This window comes from Actinomadura spongiicola (genome assembly GCF_003432485.1).
Taxonomy (GTDB): Bacteria; Actinomycetota; Actinomycetes; order Streptosporangiales; family Streptosporangiaceae; genus Spirillospora; species Spirillospora spongiicola.
The window spans coordinates 365,577-383,471 of the sequence record NZ_QVNQ01000006.1; the positions used below are offsets into that span (position 1 = coordinate 365,577).

General features: G+C 72.4%; 14 protein-coding genes. 6 read left to right on the forward strand and 8 right to left on the reverse strand.

What is annotated here, in order from left to right:
* Window positions 1–66 precede the first annotated feature (66 nt).
* From D0T12_RS21400 to D0T12_RS21410, 3 genes are all read left to right on the forward strand, one after another.
* Window positions 67–2,985 carry a helix-turn-helix transcriptional regulator gene (locus D0T12_RS21400; RefSeq protein WP_117401421.1) on the forward strand — a complete coding sequence of 973 codons (2,919 nt, stop codon included), beginning with the start codon at window positions 67–69 and terminating at the stop codon, window positions 2,983–2,985.
* A gap of 328 nt (window positions 2,986–3,313) precedes the next feature.
* Complete coding sequence (locus D0T12_RS21405) at window positions 3,314–5,119, forward strand: M4 family metallopeptidase (RefSeq protein ID WP_233526201.1); 1,806 nt, start codon at window positions 3,314–3,316, stop codon at window positions 5,117–5,119.
* A 96-nt stretch (window positions 5,120–5,215) separates the two neighbouring features.
* A complete protein-coding gene (locus D0T12_RS21410; RefSeq protein WP_117401422.1) occupies window positions 5,216–6,019 on the forward strand; it encodes an SAM-dependent methyltransferase in 804 nt (267 codons plus the stop codon).
* A gap of 32 nt (window positions 6,020–6,051) precedes the next feature.
* Here the strand turns inward: D0T12_RS21410 and D0T12_RS21415 are convergent, their stop codons facing one another.
* Complete coding sequence (locus tag D0T12_RS21415; RefSeq protein ID WP_117401423.1) at window positions 6,052–6,420, reverse strand: nuclear transport factor 2 family protein; 369 nt, start codon at window positions 6,418–6,420, stop codon at window positions 6,052–6,054.
* 102 nt (window positions 6,421–6,522) lie between these two features.
* Here D0T12_RS21415 and D0T12_RS21420 point away from each other — a divergent pair, with 102 nt between their 5' ends.
* Complete coding sequence (locus tag D0T12_RS21420; protein WP_117401424.1) at window positions 6,523–7,020, forward strand: winged helix-turn-helix transcriptional regulator; 498 nt, start codon at window positions 6,523–6,525, stop codon at window positions 7,018–7,020.
* Here D0T12_RS21420 and D0T12_RS21425 read toward each other — a convergent pair whose 3' ends face one another.
* From D0T12_RS21425 to D0T12_RS21450, 7 genes are all read right to left on the reverse strand, one after another.
* A complete protein-coding gene (locus tag D0T12_RS21425; protein WP_147339577.1) occupies window positions 7,021–7,614 on the reverse strand; it encodes a hypothetical protein in 594 nt (197 codons plus the stop codon).
* A gap of 259 nt (window positions 7,615–7,873) precedes the next feature.
* Window positions 7,874–8,299, reverse strand: a complete 426-nt coding sequence (gene arfB, locus D0T12_RS21430; RefSeq protein ID WP_117401426.1) for an alternative ribosome rescue aminoacyl-tRNA hydrolase ArfB — start codon at window positions 8,297–8,299, stop codon at window positions 7,874–7,876.
* Between the two features lie 203 nt (window positions 8,300–8,502).
* On the reverse strand, window positions 8,503–8,628 hold the full coding sequence (locus tag D0T12_RS37055; protein ID WP_267900412.1) for a hypothetical protein: 126 nt from the start codon (window positions 8,626–8,628) through the stop codon (window positions 8,503–8,505).
* A 267-nt stretch (window positions 8,629–8,895) separates the two neighbouring features.
* Entirely contained in the window at window positions 8,896–10,440 is a 1,545-nt protein-coding gene (locus D0T12_RS21435) for a sensor histidine kinase (RefSeq protein WP_325050831.1), read from the reverse strand.
* Window positions 10,440–11,168, reverse strand: a complete 729-nt coding sequence (locus tag D0T12_RS21440) for a response regulator transcription factor (protein ID WP_117401427.1) — start codon at window positions 11,166–11,168, stop codon at window positions 10,440–10,442. Before D0T12_RS21440 ends, D0T12_RS21435 begins: the two co-directional genes overlap by 1 nt.
* 102 nt (window positions 11,169–11,270) lie before the next feature.
* Window positions 11,271–11,801: a peptide deformylase gene (def, locus tag D0T12_RS21445; RefSeq protein WP_233526202.1), complete on the reverse strand. Its 531-nt coding sequence runs from the start codon at window positions 11,799–11,801 to the stop codon at window positions 11,271–11,273.
* 78 nt (window positions 11,802–11,879) lie between these two features.
* A complete protein-coding gene (locus tag D0T12_RS21450; protein WP_117401613.1) occupies window positions 11,880–12,860 on the reverse strand; it encodes a DivIVA domain-containing protein in 981 nt (326 codons plus the stop codon).
* A gap of 303 nt (window positions 12,861–13,163) precedes the next feature.
* Between D0T12_RS21450 and D0T12_RS21455 the strand changes: the two genes are divergently transcribed.
* Both D0T12_RS21455 and D0T12_RS21460 read left to right on the forward strand, forming a co-directional pair.
* Window positions 13,164–13,685 carry a gamma carbonic anhydrase family protein gene (locus D0T12_RS21455; protein WP_117401428.1) on the forward strand — a complete coding sequence of 174 codons (522 nt, stop codon included), beginning with the start codon at window positions 13,164–13,166 and terminating at the stop codon, window positions 13,683–13,685.
* A gap of 122 nt (window positions 13,686–13,807) precedes the next feature.
* On the forward strand, window positions 13,808–17,725 hold the full coding sequence (locus D0T12_RS21460) for an AAA family ATPase (protein ID WP_147339578.1): 3,918 nt from the start codon (window positions 13,808–13,810) through the stop codon (window positions 17,723–17,725).
* Window positions 17,726–17,895 lie beyond the last annotated feature (170 nt).

Below are 17,895 nucleotides of genomic sequence, written 5' to 3' on the forward strand. Positions count from 1 at the left end.
TTGTAGGCGTCTCTCACGGTGGTTATTGTCGGTGCGGCGTCCGATTCCTCCGGAAGGGAGCGAGCCATGGACGTCGGTGCGGCGCCGGCGAGAGTTCGCCAGGGAGCACCGCCTTCGCTGGTCGGACGTTCGGCACTGCTCGCGTCCATTGAGGCCCGCCTCACCACGAACGGCAGTGCCGTTCTGACGGGTCCGAGCGGAATCGGCAAGACAGCCCTGCTCGAAGCGGTCGGTGCCGCGGCCGCCGCGCGGGGAGAACTCGTCCTGCGGGTCGCCGGAACGGAGACCGAACGGTGGGTGCCCTGCTCGGGGCTCGCCGAGCTGCTCGATCAGCTGCCCGACCGGCTCACCGCCGAACTGCCGCGCGAACGGCTGACAGGGCTGCCCGTACCGCATTCGGCGACGTCCGGTGAGCGGGCCTCGGACGGTTCCCCCGACCGTTCGCCCGGCCGGTCGTTCGCGGACCGATCGACGACCGACCATGTCGCGTGCAGGCTGGCCTTCCGGGGGTTGCTCGCCCGCTGCGCCGAGGAACGCCCGGTGCTGCTCGTCGTCGACGACGCGCAGTGGCTGGACGCCGAGTCGGTGCACGCCGTCCGCTACACGGTGCGCAGGCTCGCCCCGCGCGGTGTGCGGGCCGTCGTCGCGGGACGCTGGCCGGACGGTTTCGCCGCCGGTGACGGGGGCAGCGCGCCCTGGACTCCCACCCCCGACACCCTGCACCTGCCCGTCCCGCCGCTCGGGCCGGACGAGCTCGCGGAGATGTTCGACAGCTACGGGCTGCCCGTCCGCGTCGTGAACACCCTGCACTCCGACTCCGGCGGCAACCCCTACCTCGCGCTGGCGCTGGGCGGCGCGTTCACCGACCGCATCCCCCGGCACTGGCGCCCGGCCCCGCTGCCGCAGCGCGTGCAGGCCGTGATCGCGGAGCGGCTGGCGCGGCTGCCCGCGCAGGCGCACGAGACGCTGCTGATGGCGGCGCTGGCGATCCGGCCGACGATCGACCTGCTGCGCCGGGCCGGACGCGCCGAGGCCGCGCGGGACATCCGGCACGCCGCCGGCCTGGGTCTGCTGATCACCGAGGGCGGCGGGATCAGGTTCACCCCGCCCGCCGTCGGCACCGTCCTCGCCGAGTCCGCCGACGCGCGGCATCTGGCGCGGGCGCACCGGGCGCTCGCGGTCGTGGTGCCGGACGCGGCGGGACGGACCAGACACCGCGCCCTCGCCGACCCGGGCCCCAACGCCGAACTCGCGCATTCGCTGGTCACCGCGGCGGAACAGGCCGTCCGGCAGGGGGCGCACCGGATGGCCGCCGAGCTGTACCGGCTGGCGGCGGACCGGTCACCGGCCGAACCGGCGGCCGAGCGGTTGGAGTGGCTGGTCGCGGCGGCCGAGACCGGCGCGAACGGCGGGCTGCCCGACCTCGTGCACCGCGCCGCCGAGGCCGTCCTCGCCGCCGACGCCACCCGGGCGCAGCGGGTGCGGGTCAGGCTGGCCCTGCTCGACCTGTCCGGTCAGGGGCTCGCCGAGATGGGCGAGGTGTTCGCCGCCGCGCTGGTCGACGCGGACGGCGACCCGGCGCTGCTCGGGCCGCTCCGGGTCCGGATGGCCCTCGGCGCGCTGCTGAACGGCGCGACCGACCGCGCCGAGCACGAGGCCGACGGCGCCTTGGCGCACGCGCGGGCGGCGGGCGACACGGCGCTGGAGGCCAAGGCCCTCGCCCTGCGCGCCAACATCGCGCTGATCGAGGGGCGCGGCGACTACGTCGGCGACATGCGGCGCGCCCTGCGCCTGCCGGAACCGCCCCTGGACGGCCAGCTGCACACCACCCCCCGGTACATCGCCGCCTACTGCGCCATCACCGAGGACCGGCTGACCGAGGCGCGCGCCGAGCTGCTGCGGATGCTGGCGCTGGTGGAACGCGGGTCCGGCGAGGAGGTCGTGCACGTCCTGCGGAACCTGACGGAGATCGCCGTGCGCACCGGCCGGTGCCGGGAGGCGCTGGACTTCGCCGACCGCGCGATGCGCGTGACGAAGGAGGCCGCGTTCAGCCCAGGGCCGGCCTGGTACCACGGCGCGCTGGCGGAGCTGGCGGGCGGCGGCGTCCGCCGTGCCGTGGTGCTCGCCGAGCGGGGGCTGCGGGCGTCCGAGCAAGAGAACGACGTCGTCTTCCAGACACGGCTGCTGCACGTCCTCGGGGTCGCCCGGATGCGGCTGGGCGACGTCCGCGCCGGGGTCGACACGCTGGGGCGGATCGACGCGCTCGCCGCCATGGACGGGCAGCGCCGCGGGCTGCGGTCACCGATGGTGCTGCGCTGGCACAGCGACCTCGCCGAGGGGCTCGCGGCGCTCGGCGAGGTCGACAGGGCCGAGGAGGTCATCCGTACGACACGCGCCGCGGTCGGCGGCCGGGCCAGGGGCGTCGGCGTCACCGGTCGGCTCGACCGCGCGGAGGCCTGCGTGCGCGCCGCACGCGGCGAACCCGACGAGGCCGTCGAACTGCTGCGGCGGGCGACGGCGCTGTTCGAACGGCTCGGGCAGCCGCTGGAGGCGGGGCAGTGCCTCCTCGAACGGGCCCGGATCGAGCGCAGGCGCCGCCGCGCCGCGGCGGCCCGGCAGGCCGCGGCGGACGCCCTGGAGATCTTCGTGCGGTGCGGGGCGCGGCCCTGGGCGGAGCAGGCGCGGCACCGGCTCGCCCGCCTGGACATGGGCGCGCAGGACGGGACGGCGCCGTTCGGCGCGATGGCGCACACGGCGCTGACGGAGGGGGAACGGCGGATCGCGCTTCTCGTCGGGCAGGGCGCCACCAACCAGCAGGTGGCGAATCGACTGTTCCTCAGCGTGAAGACCGTCGAGGCGTCGCTCACCCGCATCTACCGGAAGCTGGGCATCCGGTCCAGGGCGCAGCTCGGCTCGCTGCTGGGTGCCGGGCTGGACGGGCTCGGCGGCGGCCTGGACGGGTCGGGCGCGACCCTTTCCCGGTAACCCACCGCGTACCTCCGCGGCCTCATCGGGGTTCCCCTCGCGCGGGAGGGCAGCTTCTCCCGGTCTTGGTCCCTTGTCCACCCCTGCGGCATGTAGGGGTTTCCCTTGCGTCGGTACCGATCTCCCTACGTATGTGGCGCGCGGCGAACTTTACGGTGACATGCACACAAATGCATGCGATCGTTCCCGAGTCAACCATCCTCCGGCACTCCGGAGCTCCGCGGGCGCTTTCGACGCGTCCGGCGGAGCGAGCCCCCCTCCGCCGTCAACTCCCCCCGAGACGGCCGGTAGACAAGGAGACCGTGTGAGATCCACAACCCCCCGACGCGTGCCAAGGCGCGTCACGACCGGCACGGCGCTGGTCACCGTCGCCGCGATGGCGGTACTCGGTATGCAGACGGTGTCCGCCGACGCCGCCCCCGCCAAGCCCCCCGCCAAGGGCGACCCCGGCCAGATGCCGGCGAACGTGAGCGCGCAGGAGTACCGGGCGCTCATCGGCAAGGCCCAGGCGCAGCAGGACGAGACCGCGTCGCAGTTGAAACTCGGCGGCGAGGTCGAGCTCAGGGTCAAGAGCGTCATCAAGAACCGGGACGGCAGCACGCACGTCCGCTACGCGCAGACCTACGACGGCCTGCCCGTCCTCGGCGCCGAGGTCATCGTGCACCGCGCGCCGTCCGGCGCCGTCACGCGCGTCACCCAGTCGGCCACCGGGCCGCTGAAGGTGGACACCGCGCCGAAGACGCTGGCGTCGACGAAACCGGCGACGCCGAAGGCGGCGGGCAGCAAGGCCCCCCGCAAGGTCGTCTGGATGGACGAGGACGGACGGCCCGTCCTGGCCTGGGAGACGGTCGTCGGCGGGACGCAGCGGGACGGCACCCCCAACCGGCTGCACGTCATCACCGACGCCGTCACCGGCAAGAAGATCATCGAGTGGCAGGGCGTCCACACCGGCACCGGCCGCAGCATGTACTCCGGCACCGTCGAACTGGGCACGTCCGGTTCCAGCGGCTCCTTCGTCATGCGGGACACCGGGCGCGGCAACCACGAGACGACCGACCTGCGCGGCGCCCAGTCGGGCAAGGGCACCGTGTTCACCGACAGCGACGACACCTGGGGCAACGGGACGGCGAGCGACCGCCAGACCGCCGGTGTGGACGCCGCCTACGGCGCCGGTCAGACGTGGGACTACTACAAGACCGTCCACGGCCGCTCCGGTATCCGCGGCGACGGCGTCGGCGCGTACTCGCGCGTCCACTACGGCCAGGCGTACGTCAACGCCTTCTGGGAAGACAGCTGCTTCTGCATGACGTACGGCGACGGTCAGGGCAACAACAAGCCGCTGACCGAGCTGGACGTGGCCGGGCACGAGATGACCCACGGCGTCACGTCCAACACGGCCGGGCTGATCTACCAGGGCGAGTCCGGCGGTCTGAACGAGGCGACGTCCGACATCCTCGCCACCGCCATGGAGTTCTGGACCAACAACGCCAGCGACGTGGGCGACTACCTCATCGGCGAGAAGATCGACATCTTCGGCAACGGTACGCCGCTGCGGTACATGGCCCGCCCGAGCCAGGACGGCAACTCGCTGGACAACTGGTCCTCCCGCGCCGGGAGCGTGGACGTCCACTACTCCTCGGGCATCGCGAACCACTTCTTCTACCTGCTGTCCGAGGGCAGCGGGAAGAAGGTCATCAACGGCGTCAGCTACGACTCGCCGACCTACGACAACAAGCCCGTGACCGGCATCGGCCGGGAGAAGGCCGCGGCGATCTGGTACAAGGCCCTCACCGAGGAGATGCAGCCGCGGACCAACTACGCCGACGCGCGCCGCGCGACCCTTGAGGCCGCCGCCGGGCTGTACGGCGAGAAGAGCGTCGAGTGGACCACGACCGCCAACGCGTGGGCCGCGGTCAACGTCGGCGCACGCGTGAACCCGCCCGACGACAACGAGCCGCCGGACGACAACGAGCCGCCGGACGACGGCAGCGCCTGGGCCGCCGGCAACGCCTACAGCGCCGGTGACGTGGTGACCTACGAGGGTGCGAAGTACCGCTGCCTCCAGGCCCACACGTCCATGCCGGGCTGGACCCCGCCCAACGTCCCGGCCCTGTGGGAGGCGATCTCACGGTAGCGACCTGACGAACGACCTGCGGCGATCCCTTTCCGGCGCCGCGGCGCCCGTGCTCGCGCGGGCGCCGCGGTGTTCGCGGGCGTCTATTCTCGGTCCATGATCGGCGATGAGGACGAGATCGTCCCCCAGGGAATCGACGTCACCACCCCGCACATTGCCCGTATCTACGACTACTGGCTCGGTGGCAAGGACAACTACGCCGCCGACCGGGCCGCGGCCGAGCGGGTGATGGCCGCCACGCCGACGATCAAGCCGGGCGTCACCGCGAACCGGGCGTTCCTCAGCCGGGTCGTCCGTTTCATGGCCGGGGAGGGCGTCACCCAGTTCCTCGACATCGGGACCGGCATCCCCACCGCCGACAACACGCACCTGGTCGCGCAGGCGGTGAATCCCGCGAGCCGCGTCGTGTACGTGGACAACGATCCGATCGTCCTGAATCATGCCCGTGCCCTGCTGGCCGGGGTCACCGCGCCCACGGCGTTCATCGACGCCGACATCCGCGACACCGACCGGATCCTGGAGGAGGCCGCCGGTCTCCTCGACTTCGACCGGCCCGTGGGGCTTCTTCTCATCGCCATCCTGCACTGCGTCCCGGACGACGACGACCCGCGTGGCATCGTCCGCACCCTCATGGACGCGCTCGCGCCGGGCAGCTTCCTGGCCGTCACCCATCCCGGCATCGACCAGCTTCCGGAACAGATGTCGGCGGCGGAGAAGACCCTCACGAAGGCCATGGGCTACCGGGTCACCTTCCGCACCCGCGACGGCGTCGGCGGCTTCTTCGCGGGTCTCGACCTGCTTCCGCCGGGGGTCGTTCCCGTCCAGGACTGGCGCCCGGACCCGGACACCCCGCCGTCCGCCATCACCGGAATGTGGGGCGCCGCAGGCCGCAAGCCCTGACCGGCGGGCGCCCGGACCAGCGGACCACCGGGTCAGCGGAAGTCGTTCTCCTTCAGCTCGGTCACCCAGGCACGGCGCTCGGCGATCTTGCCGTCGCGCATGACGAACACCTCGGCCATGGACATCCGCATCTCCCCGCCCTCCGCGCGGCGTGCGACGCCGGTGAGCTCGGCCATGATGACGTCGTCCTGCTCGACCATGCGGACGACCTCCAGTTCGGGAGGGTCGATGAAGTGCGGCGCGCCGTCGATCGCCTTGTCGTAGGCCTCCTTGCCGGTCAGGCGGAACGCGCCGAAGACCGTCCAGACGATGTCGTCGGTCAGACAGGACAGGATCTGCTCGTGGTCGTTCTTGCGGAAGCCGTCCAGGTACCTGGTGACGGTCTCGACGTTTCGTGACATGGCGCTTCGCCCCAACACTAGGAACTGCTTGCTTTGTGCAAGCGCTTCGGATCGTAGCCAGGCGTGGTTGTAAAATGCAAGCAGCTTGTCTCTGGAGGTGCCATGGCCGAGGGGCCTCGTTCCGGATGCCCGATCAACGCCGCGGTCGAGGTGCTCGGCGACCGCTGGACGCTTCTCATCCTGCGGGACATGGTGTTCGGTGACCGCCGCCACTTCCGGCAGCTCCAGTCGCAGTCGGCGGAGGGCATCGCGTCCAACATCCTGGCGGACCGGCTGCGGACCCTCGTCGAAACAGGCCTGCTCACCCGCGACGACGCGGGACGCGGCCAGCGGGCGACCTACACCCTGACCGAGGCCGCCATCCAACTAGTGCCCGTGCTGGTGCACCTGGGAGCGTGGGGCGCCCGCAACCGTCCGACCAGCCCCGAACTGCGCGCGGGCGCCGAGCTGATGGAGGCGGAGGGCCCGGAGCTCTGGAACGACCTGATGGCGGAACTCCGCGAACGGCATCTCGGCGTTCCCCGTCCCGACACCGGCGGCCCGACCGCCACCGAACGCCTCGCCGCCTACGCCGAGGCCATCACCCGGTCGAGCCGCTGATCAGAGGATGTCCAGGACGGCTGTCATCAGGCCCGCGCGATCCTCGTCCCGCATGGTGTCGATCTTGGTCAGCCCGATCGTGGGCAGGTTGATGACCATGCCCAGGCTGATCTCCTCCTTGGAGACCACGCCCAACGCCCACACGACGTCGCAGCCCGGAATGGAGTTGAGCGCCGTCCCGGAGATGACCACCGCCGTCCCGAGGCCGTCGGTGACGATGTCGCCCTGCCGGAGGTGGTCGCCCGCCCGCAGCGCCTCCCGGTGCGCCTCCTGGAGCTCCGCGGGCGTGTTGCGCCAGGGCTGGTCGCCGGTGATGCCCCACCGCACCCAGTCGAGGGCGTCGGACACGTACTCCTTGCTCGCGGAGTCCAACTCCTCCGGATCAAGGTCGGCCTGCGGGACGTGATCCAGGGCGGCGAACGACAGTGCCTGGCCGTCGCCCCGCGTGCGAAGCACCCACACGTGCTTCGTGTTCGGCAGGCTGTTGTACCTGTCGTTGGACACCACGAGACACGGCTGCTCCCTGGTGACAGTAAGGATGCCGCCGAGACTCTTGCGCTGGATCAGCGCATAGTGGAACGTGCCCTGTCGCATCGCGCAATTACAGGGTGCAGTCCGCGCGGGTGTCAATACGTCCTTTTAATGAGCCGCGCCGTTTGTCTCGGACAGCGTCGCCTTAATCACTCAACGTCCACACCGGGGACCGCACTGCCACCGCCCCTCGCCTGCGGATGCGCGCCGCAGGCCATGGCCGCGGGACAATGCCGGTAATTCCGGCGGCATCGTGCGTCGAGGCCGCCCTGCCGGTCGCCTTCGGAATGGCGGTGCCCGGTGTTCGGGGTCGTCGTAAGGGTCAGTCCCAGCGCATGGCGCGTTGGCGTTTTACGGCGCTACGCCGCTTCTTGTTCTCCAGGCGGCGTTCGTTGATGCCCCGGGGGATCTTCTTGGGGACGCGTTTCTTCGGGGGCGGGGCGGTCGCGTCGGCCAGCAGGGTCGCCAGGCGGGTGCGGGCGGCGTCCCGGTTGCGCTGCTGGGACCGGTACTCCTCGGCGCGGATGGTGAGGACGCCTCTGACCAGGCGGGTCGCGAGGCGGTCCAGGGCGCGGGCCCTGAGGTGGTCCGGCAGAGACGGGGAGTTCGCGACGTCGAAGGAGAGTTCGGCGGCGGTGGCGCTGGTGTTGACGTGCTGCCCGCCCGGCCCCGAGGAACGGGAGAAACGCCAGCTCAGCTCGGACTCCGGAATGGAGACCGAGCCGCGGACGTGGATGCGGTCGGACATGTTCCCATTGTCGCAGGAATGAGTGATCTTGTCGTCCGAGTAATCTCCGCGCGGGCGTGCGGCCGCGGAACGTCGTGCGCGATCCCGCGGCCGCTCTCCCATGCCGGGTCCCTTCCGGCCCGGCCCGGCCGGAAGGGACCCTCTGCCCGGTTCGCCGTCCGTCCGCCCGCTCCCCCCAGAGCTTGGCCGGACGGCTTCCCGGGTCAGACCGGGGCGCCGGCGACGGTCTCGCCGGCGGTGTCGGAGCCGACGACCCGTGCGGGCGCCGTCCGACCGTCGGAACGGGTCACCGTGGGCTCGCGGGCGTCCGACACGGCATGCGCGTTCATGCGGTCCCCTGTCGTTCACTCACCATGGAGCGTGCGCGGCGGGGCTGCAGACTGGCTGTAGCCAACCTGAAAGTGTGCTGAAAACGGACATCAACCAAAAACCGCGGTCGGGGGGACGTGCGGCGTGGCGTCCCCCCGACCGCGGGTGCCGTGGCGGCGCGGGGTACTGCTGGCCAGGGCGCGGCCTCCCGGTCCCCGCCGGGAACGGGGCGCGCCCTGTGCCGACCACTTAAACGCACTCAGCTGAACGTTGCCTGAACGTCCCCTTCAGTCATCGTCCAAAGGCAGGACGACCCGGAACGTGGCGCCCTCACCGGACGAGGAGTCGGCCTCCACCAGCCCGTCGTGGGCCGCGACCAGCGCGGCGACGATGGCGAGGCCGAGACCCGTGCCGCCGCCCGCGCGGGAGCGGGCCTCGTCGGCGCGGTAGAAGCGTTCGAAGACGCGTTCCGCCTGTTCGGGGGCGAGTCCGGGGCCCGAGTCCGCGACCTCCACGCTCACGGCGGGCGCGTCGCGCAGTGTCCCGGGGGAGAGGCGCACGTCCACCGGTGTGCCCTTGGGAGTGTGCGTGAGGGCGTTGGTGAGCAGGTTGCCGAGCACCTGGCGCAGCCGCGCCTCGTCCCCCCGCACCTGGTACGCCAGACCTCCCTCCACCGAGAGGTCGATCTTTCGTTCGGGTGCGAGGACTCTGGCGACCTGGACGGCGTCGGCGGCGACGGCGAGAAGATCCACCGGGCGCCGCTCGATCGGACGCTGCCGGTCCAGCCGGGCGAGCAGCAGCAGATCCTCCACGAGCAGGCCCATCCGGGACGCGGTGTCCTCGATCCGGCCGATCAGCCGGTCGAGTTCCTCGGGGGTGCGGGCCGCGCCCTGCCGGTAGAACTCGGCGAAACCGCGGATCGCGGTCAACGGGGTGCGCAGCTCGTGGCTGGCGTCCGCGATGAACCGCCGCATCCGCTCCTCCGACCGGCGGGCCGTCTCCTCCGACCGCCGCGCCGCGGCCTCGGAGTCGGCGCGGGCCCCGAACGCCGCCTCGATCTGCGCGAGCATCGTGTTCAGCGACCGGCCGAGCCGTCCCATCTCGGTCCGCGGATCGCCCTCCGGGACACGGCGCGACAGATCGCCCGCCGCGATCGCGCCCGCCGTCTCCTCCACCGCCGCGAGCGGCCGCAGGCTGGCCCGGACGACCAGCACGCCGAGCCCGACCAGGACGCTCAGCACCAGCAGCCCCACGATCGCGTCGATCGTCACGAGGCTGCGGACAGTCCGGTCGACCTCCTCCAGGCTGAACGCGAGGACCAGCACACCGCCGGAGACCGGCGCGGCCAGGATCCGCCACTGCGACCCGCCCGTCCCGTTCACGGTGAACGGGCGGTCCATGCGCTCGCTCATGTCGTCCGGCAGCCGCGGATGGCCCGACTCGCTCCACGCCGAGTTCTGCCACACGATGCTGCCGCTGGTGGCGCGGACCTGCGCGTACATCTCGCTCGGAATCCGGACGTTGATCTCCCGCTGCCCGCTCCGCAGCCCCTCGACGACCTGGTCGACCGCCCGCCCCACCGAGCCGCGCAACTGGTCGTCGGCCCGCCCGACGAGGTACTGCCGCAGCACCGACGCGCCCGCCGCGGCCATCACGGTCATCCCGAGCGTGACGAGGACGAGCATGCCGGCGATCAGCTTGACGCGCAGCGACGTCCGTCCCCAGAGGCGGGCCATCTCGCGGCGCGGCCACGGAAGCGGGCCCTCGCCGGGAAGTCCCGCCCGGGCCGGCGCCGGCCGGGGGGCCGTGGACGCCGGGAACCGCGTGGCCATCAGCCCGATCTCGACGGCTCGCGCAGGACGTAACCGACGCCGCGCAGGGTGTGGATGAGCCGCGGCTCGGCGTTGTCGACCTTGCGGCGCAGCGCCGACACGTACGACTCGACGATGCCCGCGTCGCCCCGGAAGTCGTAGTTCCACACGTGGTCGAGGATCTGCGCCTTCGACACGACCCGTCCCGCGTTGGCCATGAAGTACCGCAGCAGCTTGAACTCCGTGGGCGACAGCTGGATCGCGCGCCCGCCGCGCCACACCTCGTGGCTGTCCTCGTCGAGCTCGACGTCCGCGAACACCAGCCGCGGCGGCGGCTCGGTCATGCCGCCGCGGAACCGCCGCAGCACGGCCCGGATGCGCGCGATGACCTCCTCCAGGCTGAACGGCTTGGTGACATAGTCGTCCCCGCCGATCGTCAGCCCCTTGACGCGGTCCTGCACGGCGTCCCGCGCGGTCAGGAACAGCACCGGGGTGTGGTCGCCGCCGGACCGCAGCCGCCGCGCGACGTCGAAACCGTCGATGTCGGGCAGCATCACGTCCAGGACGATCAGATCCGGGCGGTGCCGCCGCGCCGACTGGACCGCCTCGGCCCCGTTCGTCGCCGTGACCACGTCGAACCCGGTGAAACGCAGGCTGCCGGCCAGGAGCTCCAGAATGTTGGGCTCGTCCTCGACGACGAGCAGCGTCGCTTCCGCCGCCCTGCCGCCGTTCGCCGTCCGATCGACCAATGGCACAGTCCCCCCTCGACACTTATCGGAGAGGTTCCCACTTCAACCTGAATGTCCCCTGAATGCTCCCCGGGTATCCGTTGAGCGCGCCGGATCGCCGGTCTAGCGGTCGAGCGCGCGGATCGCGCGCATCGCCTCGCGGCGCGCGTCGCCGGACAGGACGTCGATGTAGACGCCGCCGTCCAGGTGGCCGCACTCGTGCTGGAGGCAGCGGGCGAAGTAGCCGGTGCCCTCGACGCGGACGGGTCTTCCCTTCACGTCGACGCCTTCGACGACGGCGTGCGCGTGGCGGGGCGTGTCGAAACGCATCCCCGGGACGGACAGGCAGCCTTCCGGCTCAACGAGCATCTCCCCGTCGGCGACCACGAGCCGGGGGTTGACGACGTGACCGACGTGCCTGCGTCCGCGGTCGTCCTCACAGTCATAGACGAACGCCCGCAGGCCCACGCCCACCTGGTTGGCGGCCACGCCCGCGCCGTCCTCCTCGTACATGGTGACGAACATGTCGTCGACGAGGCGTTCCAGCGCGGCGTCGAACGTCCTGACCGGGTCGCACTCGGTGCGCAGGACCGGATCTCCGAGGATTCTGATCGGACGGGCGGTCCCGCCCCGCGTGTGGGTCCTCTTGCTCACCTCAAGGATCTTATAGACGGTCATGTCCGCCCAGGGACGGCCCTGGGCGGACACGTCACCGTCCGGCGTCGCGGCGGGCTACAACTCGATGGGCCCCCGGGGCTGCTGCGGCGGAACGACCGGGGTCGTACCGGCGGGCGGCGGCGGGGCGATCGGCGCGCCCGATCCGCCCGGCTCCTCGGTCGGACGGGCGTGCTTCGGCTGCTGGGGGGCGGCGACGACCGGGATGTCGGCGGTCGGCTCGGGCTTCTTCACCGGCGGCGTGCTCGGCTGCGCGGGACCGGCGGCGGCCGGCTTGGCCGGAGCCGGAGCCGGGGCCGGGGCGGGCGGGGCCTGCTTGCTCCGGGGGGCGGTCTGCCGGACGGCGTCCTCGACCATCTTCTCCAGCGGGCCCGCCTCGTTCTCCGCGGTGAGGAGGCGGTGCAGCGTCTCGCTGATCTCGGTGAGGCGCTGCAGGGCCTGGGTGTGGTTCTTGGTGAGCGACGTCAACCGCTGCGTCGCCCCCTCGTTGATCACGCTGGCGCGGCGCTCGGACGCGGTGAGGGTGCGCTCGGCCTCCAACCGGGCGCTGGTCACCGTCTGCTCGGCCTCCTGCTTGGCGGACGACAGGACGGTGTCGGCCTCCTTCTTGGCGGAGGCGAGCACGCTCTCGGCCTTGTCCTGCGCGTGGGCCAGATTCTTCTCGGCGTGCGCGCGGGCCTCGTCGATGATCCGCTTGGACTCCAGTTCGGCGTCCTTGCGGATCTCCGCGCCCTTGGTCTCGGCCTGGGCGACCTTGTCCTGGGCCTCGTCCTCGGCGAGGTTGATGATCTGGCGGAGCCGGTCGCTGAGGTCGTCGCCGGTGGGCTTGCGCGCCTCCCGGAGCTCGGCCATCTCGCGGCGGAGCCGCTCGGAGTCGTCGTGGGCCCGGGCGAGCCGCGCCTCGAGTTCTCGGTTCTTCTGAAGGAATCGCGCGATGTAGTCGTCGACCTGGCGGCGGTTGTAGCCGCGCATGACGATCTCGAACTCGTGCGTGTCGTCTTTGAGGAGGTTCGGCAGGATTTCGGCTTCGTTGCTCATGATGCCTTGGGGGTCGTTGGCGGGGGTCATCACCCCGTCAGGGTCGGGTTGCTCTCCTCACCCGCCGGTGAGCGGGTCCACATGCGGAAACGTCAGGACGACTCTTGTCCGGTCCACCCCATTCGCGCAACCGGAACGCGCTTCTCGCCGCCGTTTCTTCACCTGGTGAGGCGACAAACTATCCAATCCCGGAAAATTCGTGCTATCTCGGCTGGGCGTGTCGCGGGCCGCTTCCGGCCCCTCCGGCCCGTCCGGTGGCCCCGTCCGGTGGGCGGCGGCGCGGCGGGTCCTAGCATCGGCCCCATGAGGTACCTGGGATCGTTGGGTGAGGACCGTCCGGACGTCGACCCCGAGGCGTGGATCGCGCCCGGCGCGGTGGTCGTCGGCCGGGTCAGGCTGGGACGCGCGTCCAGCGTCTGGTACGGCTCGGTGCTGCGCGGCGACGACGAGGAGATCATCGTCGGCGAGGAGTGCAACATCCAGGACCTGTGCTGCCTGCACGCCGACCCGGGGACACCCGCCGTCCTCGAAGACCGGGTCAGCCTCGGCCACAAGGCGATGGTCCACGGCGCCCACGTGGAGACGGGGTCGCTCATCGGCATCGGCGCGATCGTCCTGAACGGCGCACGCATCGGCGCCGGGACGCTCATCGCCGCGGGAGCCCTCGTGCCACCCGGTAAGAAGATCCCGTCCGGCGTCCTCGTCGCCGGAACGCCCGGCCGGATCGTCCGCGAACTGACCGACGACGACCGACTCGTCCTGACGCACACCCCCCAGGTGTACGCGGACAAGGCCCGCCGCCACCGCACCGCCGACTGGCACTGACCCCGTCCGAGCACCACCGACGCCGGGTGGCGTCGTCAAGTTCGGATTAGGCCCCTTCTGACCTGCGAGGACTTGAGGAACGTTCCGGTGGGGGAGAGCCCTGCCGGTTTCTGCTGACTACGATGACCATCGTGGTTTGGGGACCGGGCTATGGCAGTGCTCCGCCGCCCAGCCCCCCGACGGGGCAGGATCCGTTCGCGGAGGCAGAGCGGGACACGAGGGCGATGGTGGCCGCCGCGTGGTGGCCGTCGGCACCTCCGCAGCAACGCCATCACTCCATCGGCGGTCGCCTGCTCGCCCTCCCCGACGGCACCTGGTGGTTGTTCGGCGCCTGGGCCCGCTGGTACCGGCTGCACCCGTCCGACGGGCAGTGGTACCTGTGCCCGCCGCCCCGGACCCCGGCCGTCCGGATGGCGGCGCGGCGCGCGCAGCAGGGGTCCGGGCAGGTTCCGCACCTGCCGCCGCACGTGATCCCCGCCGGGCCCGACTTCGCCTACGACCCTCCGGCGGGCCTGCCGTTCGTCGGGCACGGGTTCGCCACCGAGGTGACGGCGCGCGTCCGGTCGACCGTCGAGTCCGCCGCGGCGCTGCACGCGCCCGACTACCCGCACTGGTCGCCGGAGTTCTCCAACGACACGCCGTCCACCGTGGCCCTCGCGTGGGGCGTGATGCTGTGGTGCTCGTCCGCGCCCGCGTTCGACTCGCGGCTCGACGCGCAGATGCTCGACCTGTGGAAGCCCTACCGGGCCAAGCCGCTCCCGCACGTGGACGGCCCCCGCTGGCTCACGCCGCCGCCCCTGGAGGCCCTGGTCGGGCTGTACGCCGAGCGCCTGCGGGCCAGCCGGGTCGACGCGGCGGTCGTCGTCCTGCGGACGATGTGGGCCGTCGCCAGCGCCCTCCGCGACGACGTCCGGTTCCAGATGCGGGCGGACGCGCTGCTCGCCATCCTCGGCACCACGCTCGCCAACCCCACGGTCGACTACGCGGCGCTGCCGTACGGCGACCAGGCGATCGTCCAGCAGTGGCTGACGCGGTGCCCGCCGAACCTGGTCCCCGCGCTGCGGAACGAGAGCTCGCCGGGCGACAACTTCCGGCACGCGTTCTACACGCTCAGTGAACTGGTGGCCGACCTGTCCGGCGACCCCGTGGACCCCGCCTACATCGAGCCGCGTCTCGTCGCCGCCGCGCTGCTCGCCGCCGACCTGGACGTCGTGCGCAAGGACGTGGCCGGCTCCATCGTCCCGTGGCTGGACCCGGAGATCCGCTACACCGTGCAGGCGGTGTCGGAGCAGCAGGGGCATCCGCTGCGCCGGTTGTGGCCCCAGGACATGCGCCTGCCGGAGCCGCTGCGGTCCGCGGCCGGGTCGGGGCCGGGCGCCGAGACGCTGCTGGCCGCGATGTACGAGCTCGACCTGGCCTGGTGCCGCCTCGGCGGGATGCCCGCCCGGCCTCGCGGCTTCCCCGTTCCGACGGCGATCGTCGCCGGGATCATCGGCCGCAACCGGGCCCGCGCGACGGCCGCCGCCCCGACCGCCACGCCGCCGCCCAGCCCGGCCCCGGCGCAGCCCGCCCCGTTCGGGATGCAGAGCCAGCCGGGGGTCGCCCCCGGCACGCCCCCGCAGCCGCAGGGGACGCCGTCCGAGCCCGACCGCCCGTTCGTGCAGCCGCCCGCCCAGCCGGGTTGGGAGAACGCGCCGGGCCCGCGGGCGGACGACCAGATGGCCGGACAGGGGCAGCAGGCCGCGTTCGCCCACCCGGACCCGATCATGGGCGGTCAGCAGCCCGCCGGGGACGAGGGGAGCGTCGCGCCGCCCTACACCGAACTCGGGTTCCAGCGTCCCGGCGCGGCGCCGCCCGCACCGATGCAGAGCACCCCACCGCCGCCGTCTTCGCCCGCTGTGCCGGAGCCGCAGCTCGGCGGCTACTCGCCCCCGGAGGACGACACGCCGGACGGGAGCGTCGCGCCGCCGTACACGCAGCTCGGCTACCAGCCGGCGGGTGCCGCTCCGCCACGGCAGATGCCGCAGCCGCCGCCCGACGTCCCGCAACCACAGCCACAGGCGCAGCCGCAACCACAGGCGCAACCGCAGTCACACCAGCAGCCACCGCCGCAGCCGACTCCGGCCGCCGCCTCGTTCGATCCGCACGCCACGCGCATGGAGGACTCGGGGCCGCCACCGGCTTCGCCGAGCCCGCCCGGCACGCGGGTGCTGCAACCCGATGACCTGGAAGCCGACGAAGCCCCGCAGCCGCCGCCCCCCGCACAGGGCGCCGGGCCGGGGACGAAGGTCATGTCCAAGACGATGATCGGCGACTTCGACTTCCTGGACGACACGCCCGCGCCGGAGCGGCCCGTCCACGAGATCCCGCCCCCGCGGGACCGCGGCGAACGCCGCGTCCTGGAGCGGTTCGGGTTCGGGTTCGTGTACGGCGACCACGACGTGACGGACCTGCTCGCCGAGCTGCGCCGCCAGGTGCAGGAACGCAACGCGCCCGTGAACGACGGCATCGAGGCGACGCGGGTGGACGGCGCGCCCAGCTCCATCAAACCGGCGGTGCCGGGCGTGCTGCTGGTCGGCGGCCCGCACTCGGGGCAGCGCCGGCTCTCCCGCATGATCGCGCTGACGCTGGCGAACGCGGGCCTCGGCGACGGGTCGATCCGCGCGCACGACGCCGAGGACGTCCGGGACGCGCCCGCCCAGCGGGTCGGCCGGATCCTCGCCCAGCCCGGCCCGGTGATCCTCTTCGAGCGGCTGGACGTCGCGATCCGCTGCGCGGCCGACCAGGCCGCGGTCGTCGGCGCGGTGCGGCGGGCCCGCCGCGACCCGGTGAACACGACGCCCGTCATCGCCACCTGCGAGCCGCAGGCGTACAAGCAGCTCCTTCGGGACCATCCGAAGCTCGTTCAGGCGTTCCGCGTCCACCGGCTGCCCGATTTCAGCGATCTCGACAACCGCATGACGCTGCTGCACCTGCTGGCCGAGGAGCGGCGCGTCACCATCGGGGCGTCGGCCCTGGAGGTCGCCCGCGAGGACCTGAACCGGCTCCGCGGGCCGGGCGATCTCGTCAACGCGCGGCTGGTCGAGGCGTATCTCGACCAGGCGGCGCAGCGAAACATGGAGCGCGCGGGGGCGTCCCACGACCGTCTCGTGCTGACCCCGGACGATCTCGCGGGCGTCGCCGAGGGCATCGAGCCCGCGCTGCGCCCGCCCGGCGACATCGACGGCTACCTGCGGCAGCTCGACCAGCTCACCGGGCTGGAGGAGGTGAAGGCCGCCGTGCGCGAGCTCGTCGAGGAGGCGGGGCTCGTCGCCGACCGGGCGCGGTACGGGGTGTCCGCGGGCGAGGGCCGGCACCTGGTCTTCGTGGGGCCGCCCGGGACCGGGAAGACGACCGTGGCCGGTCTCATCGGCGGCGTGTACGCGGCGCTCGGGCTGCTGGCGTCCGGGCATGTGGTCGCGTGCCGTCCGGTCCACCTGGCGGGACGTGACCGGGCCGACACCGAGAACCGTGTCGCGAGCATGGTGGATCAGGCGCTCGGCGGGGTGCTGCTCGTCCAGGAGGCGTATCGGCTCGACCGGAGTCCGGCCGTCGTGGCCGAACTGCTGCGCCGCATGAACGCGAGCCGGGGCAGGTTCATGGTGGTCTGCTCCAGTCCGGCCGCGGAGATGGAGGGCTTCCTCGCGGGCAACCCGACCTTTCGCGCCGAGTTCGGCCGGATCCTGGAGTTCACCGGGATGGGCGACCGCGACATGGTGAGGCTTTTCCAGAGCTACGCCGAGCGCGACCTGTACATGCTGGACGAGGAGCTGAGGGTCGAGCTGCTGACCCGGTTCGAGCGGATGCGGGACGACCCGCAGTTCGCCTACGCGCGGACCGTCCGGGCGCTGTTCGAGCAGACGGTGGCGCGGCAGGCGGCCCGGCTCGCGGGCGCCGACGTCAACGCCGCGACCGTGGCCCGGCTGACGGCCAGGGACCTGCCCGAGACGGCCCTGGAGCAGATGCTCGGCGACTTCCGTCCCGGGACGAACGGGACATAGGTATTAAACAGTCGATAGCTGGGAAGGCTTCCGGGAAGTCGCCGAAGGGCCGGGTCCGGCCCGGGGCCGGACGGCCGCGGGGTCGGCGCGGAGCCCCCCGGATTGACAGGGTCACGTGTGGCCCGCGAATGGCCCTCTTGGGTCATGTGCCCGTCCAGGTGGGGCGCGTA

What these genes read in the sequence shown, in the direction of transcription:
- D0T12_RS21400 (WP_117401421.1), top strand. Translation starts at nt 67, where the DNA reads ATGGACGTCGGTGCGGCGCCGGCGAGAGTTCGCCAGGGAGCACCGCCT.
- D0T12_RS21410 (WP_117401422.1), top strand. Translation starts at nt 5,216, where the DNA reads ATGATCGGCGATGAGGACGAGATCGTCCCCCAGGGAATCGACGTCACC.
- D0T12_RS21415 (WP_117401423.1), bottom strand. Translation starts at nt 6,420, where the DNA reads ATGTCACGAAACGTCGAGACCGTCACCAGGTACCTGGACGGCTTCCGC.
- D0T12_RS21420 (WP_117401424.1), top strand. Translation starts at nt 6,523, where the DNA reads ATGGCCGAGGGGCCTCGTTCCGGATGCCCGATCAACGCCGCGGTCGAG.
- D0T12_RS21425 (WP_147339577.1), bottom strand. Translation starts at nt 7,614, where the DNA reads ATGCGACAGGGCACGTTCCACTATGCGCTGATCCAGCGCAAGAGTCTC.
- arfB (WP_117401426.1), bottom strand. Translation starts at nt 8,299, where the DNA reads ATGTCCGACCGCATCCACGTCCGCGGCTCGGTCTCCATTCCGGAGTCC.
- D0T12_RS37055 (WP_267900412.1), bottom strand. Translation starts at nt 8,628, where the DNA reads ATGAACGCGCATGCCGTGTCGGACGCCCGCGAGCCCACGGTGACCCGT.
- D0T12_RS21435 (WP_325050831.1), bottom strand. Translation starts at nt 10,440, where the DNA reads ATGGCCACGCGGTTCCCGGCGTCCACGGCCCCCCGGCCGGCGCCGGCC.
- D0T12_RS21450 (WP_117401613.1), bottom strand. Translation starts at nt 12,860, where the DNA reads ATGAGCAACGAAGCCGAAATCCTGCCGAACCTCCTCAAAGACGACACG.
- D0T12_RS21455 (WP_117401428.1), top strand. Translation starts at nt 13,164, where the DNA reads ATGAGGTACCTGGGATCGTTGGGTGAGGACCGTCCGGACGTCGACCCC.
- D0T12_RS21460 (WP_147339578.1), top strand. Translation starts at nt 13,808, where the DNA reads ATGACCATCGTGGTTTGGGGACCGGGCTATGGCAGTGCTCCGCCGCCC.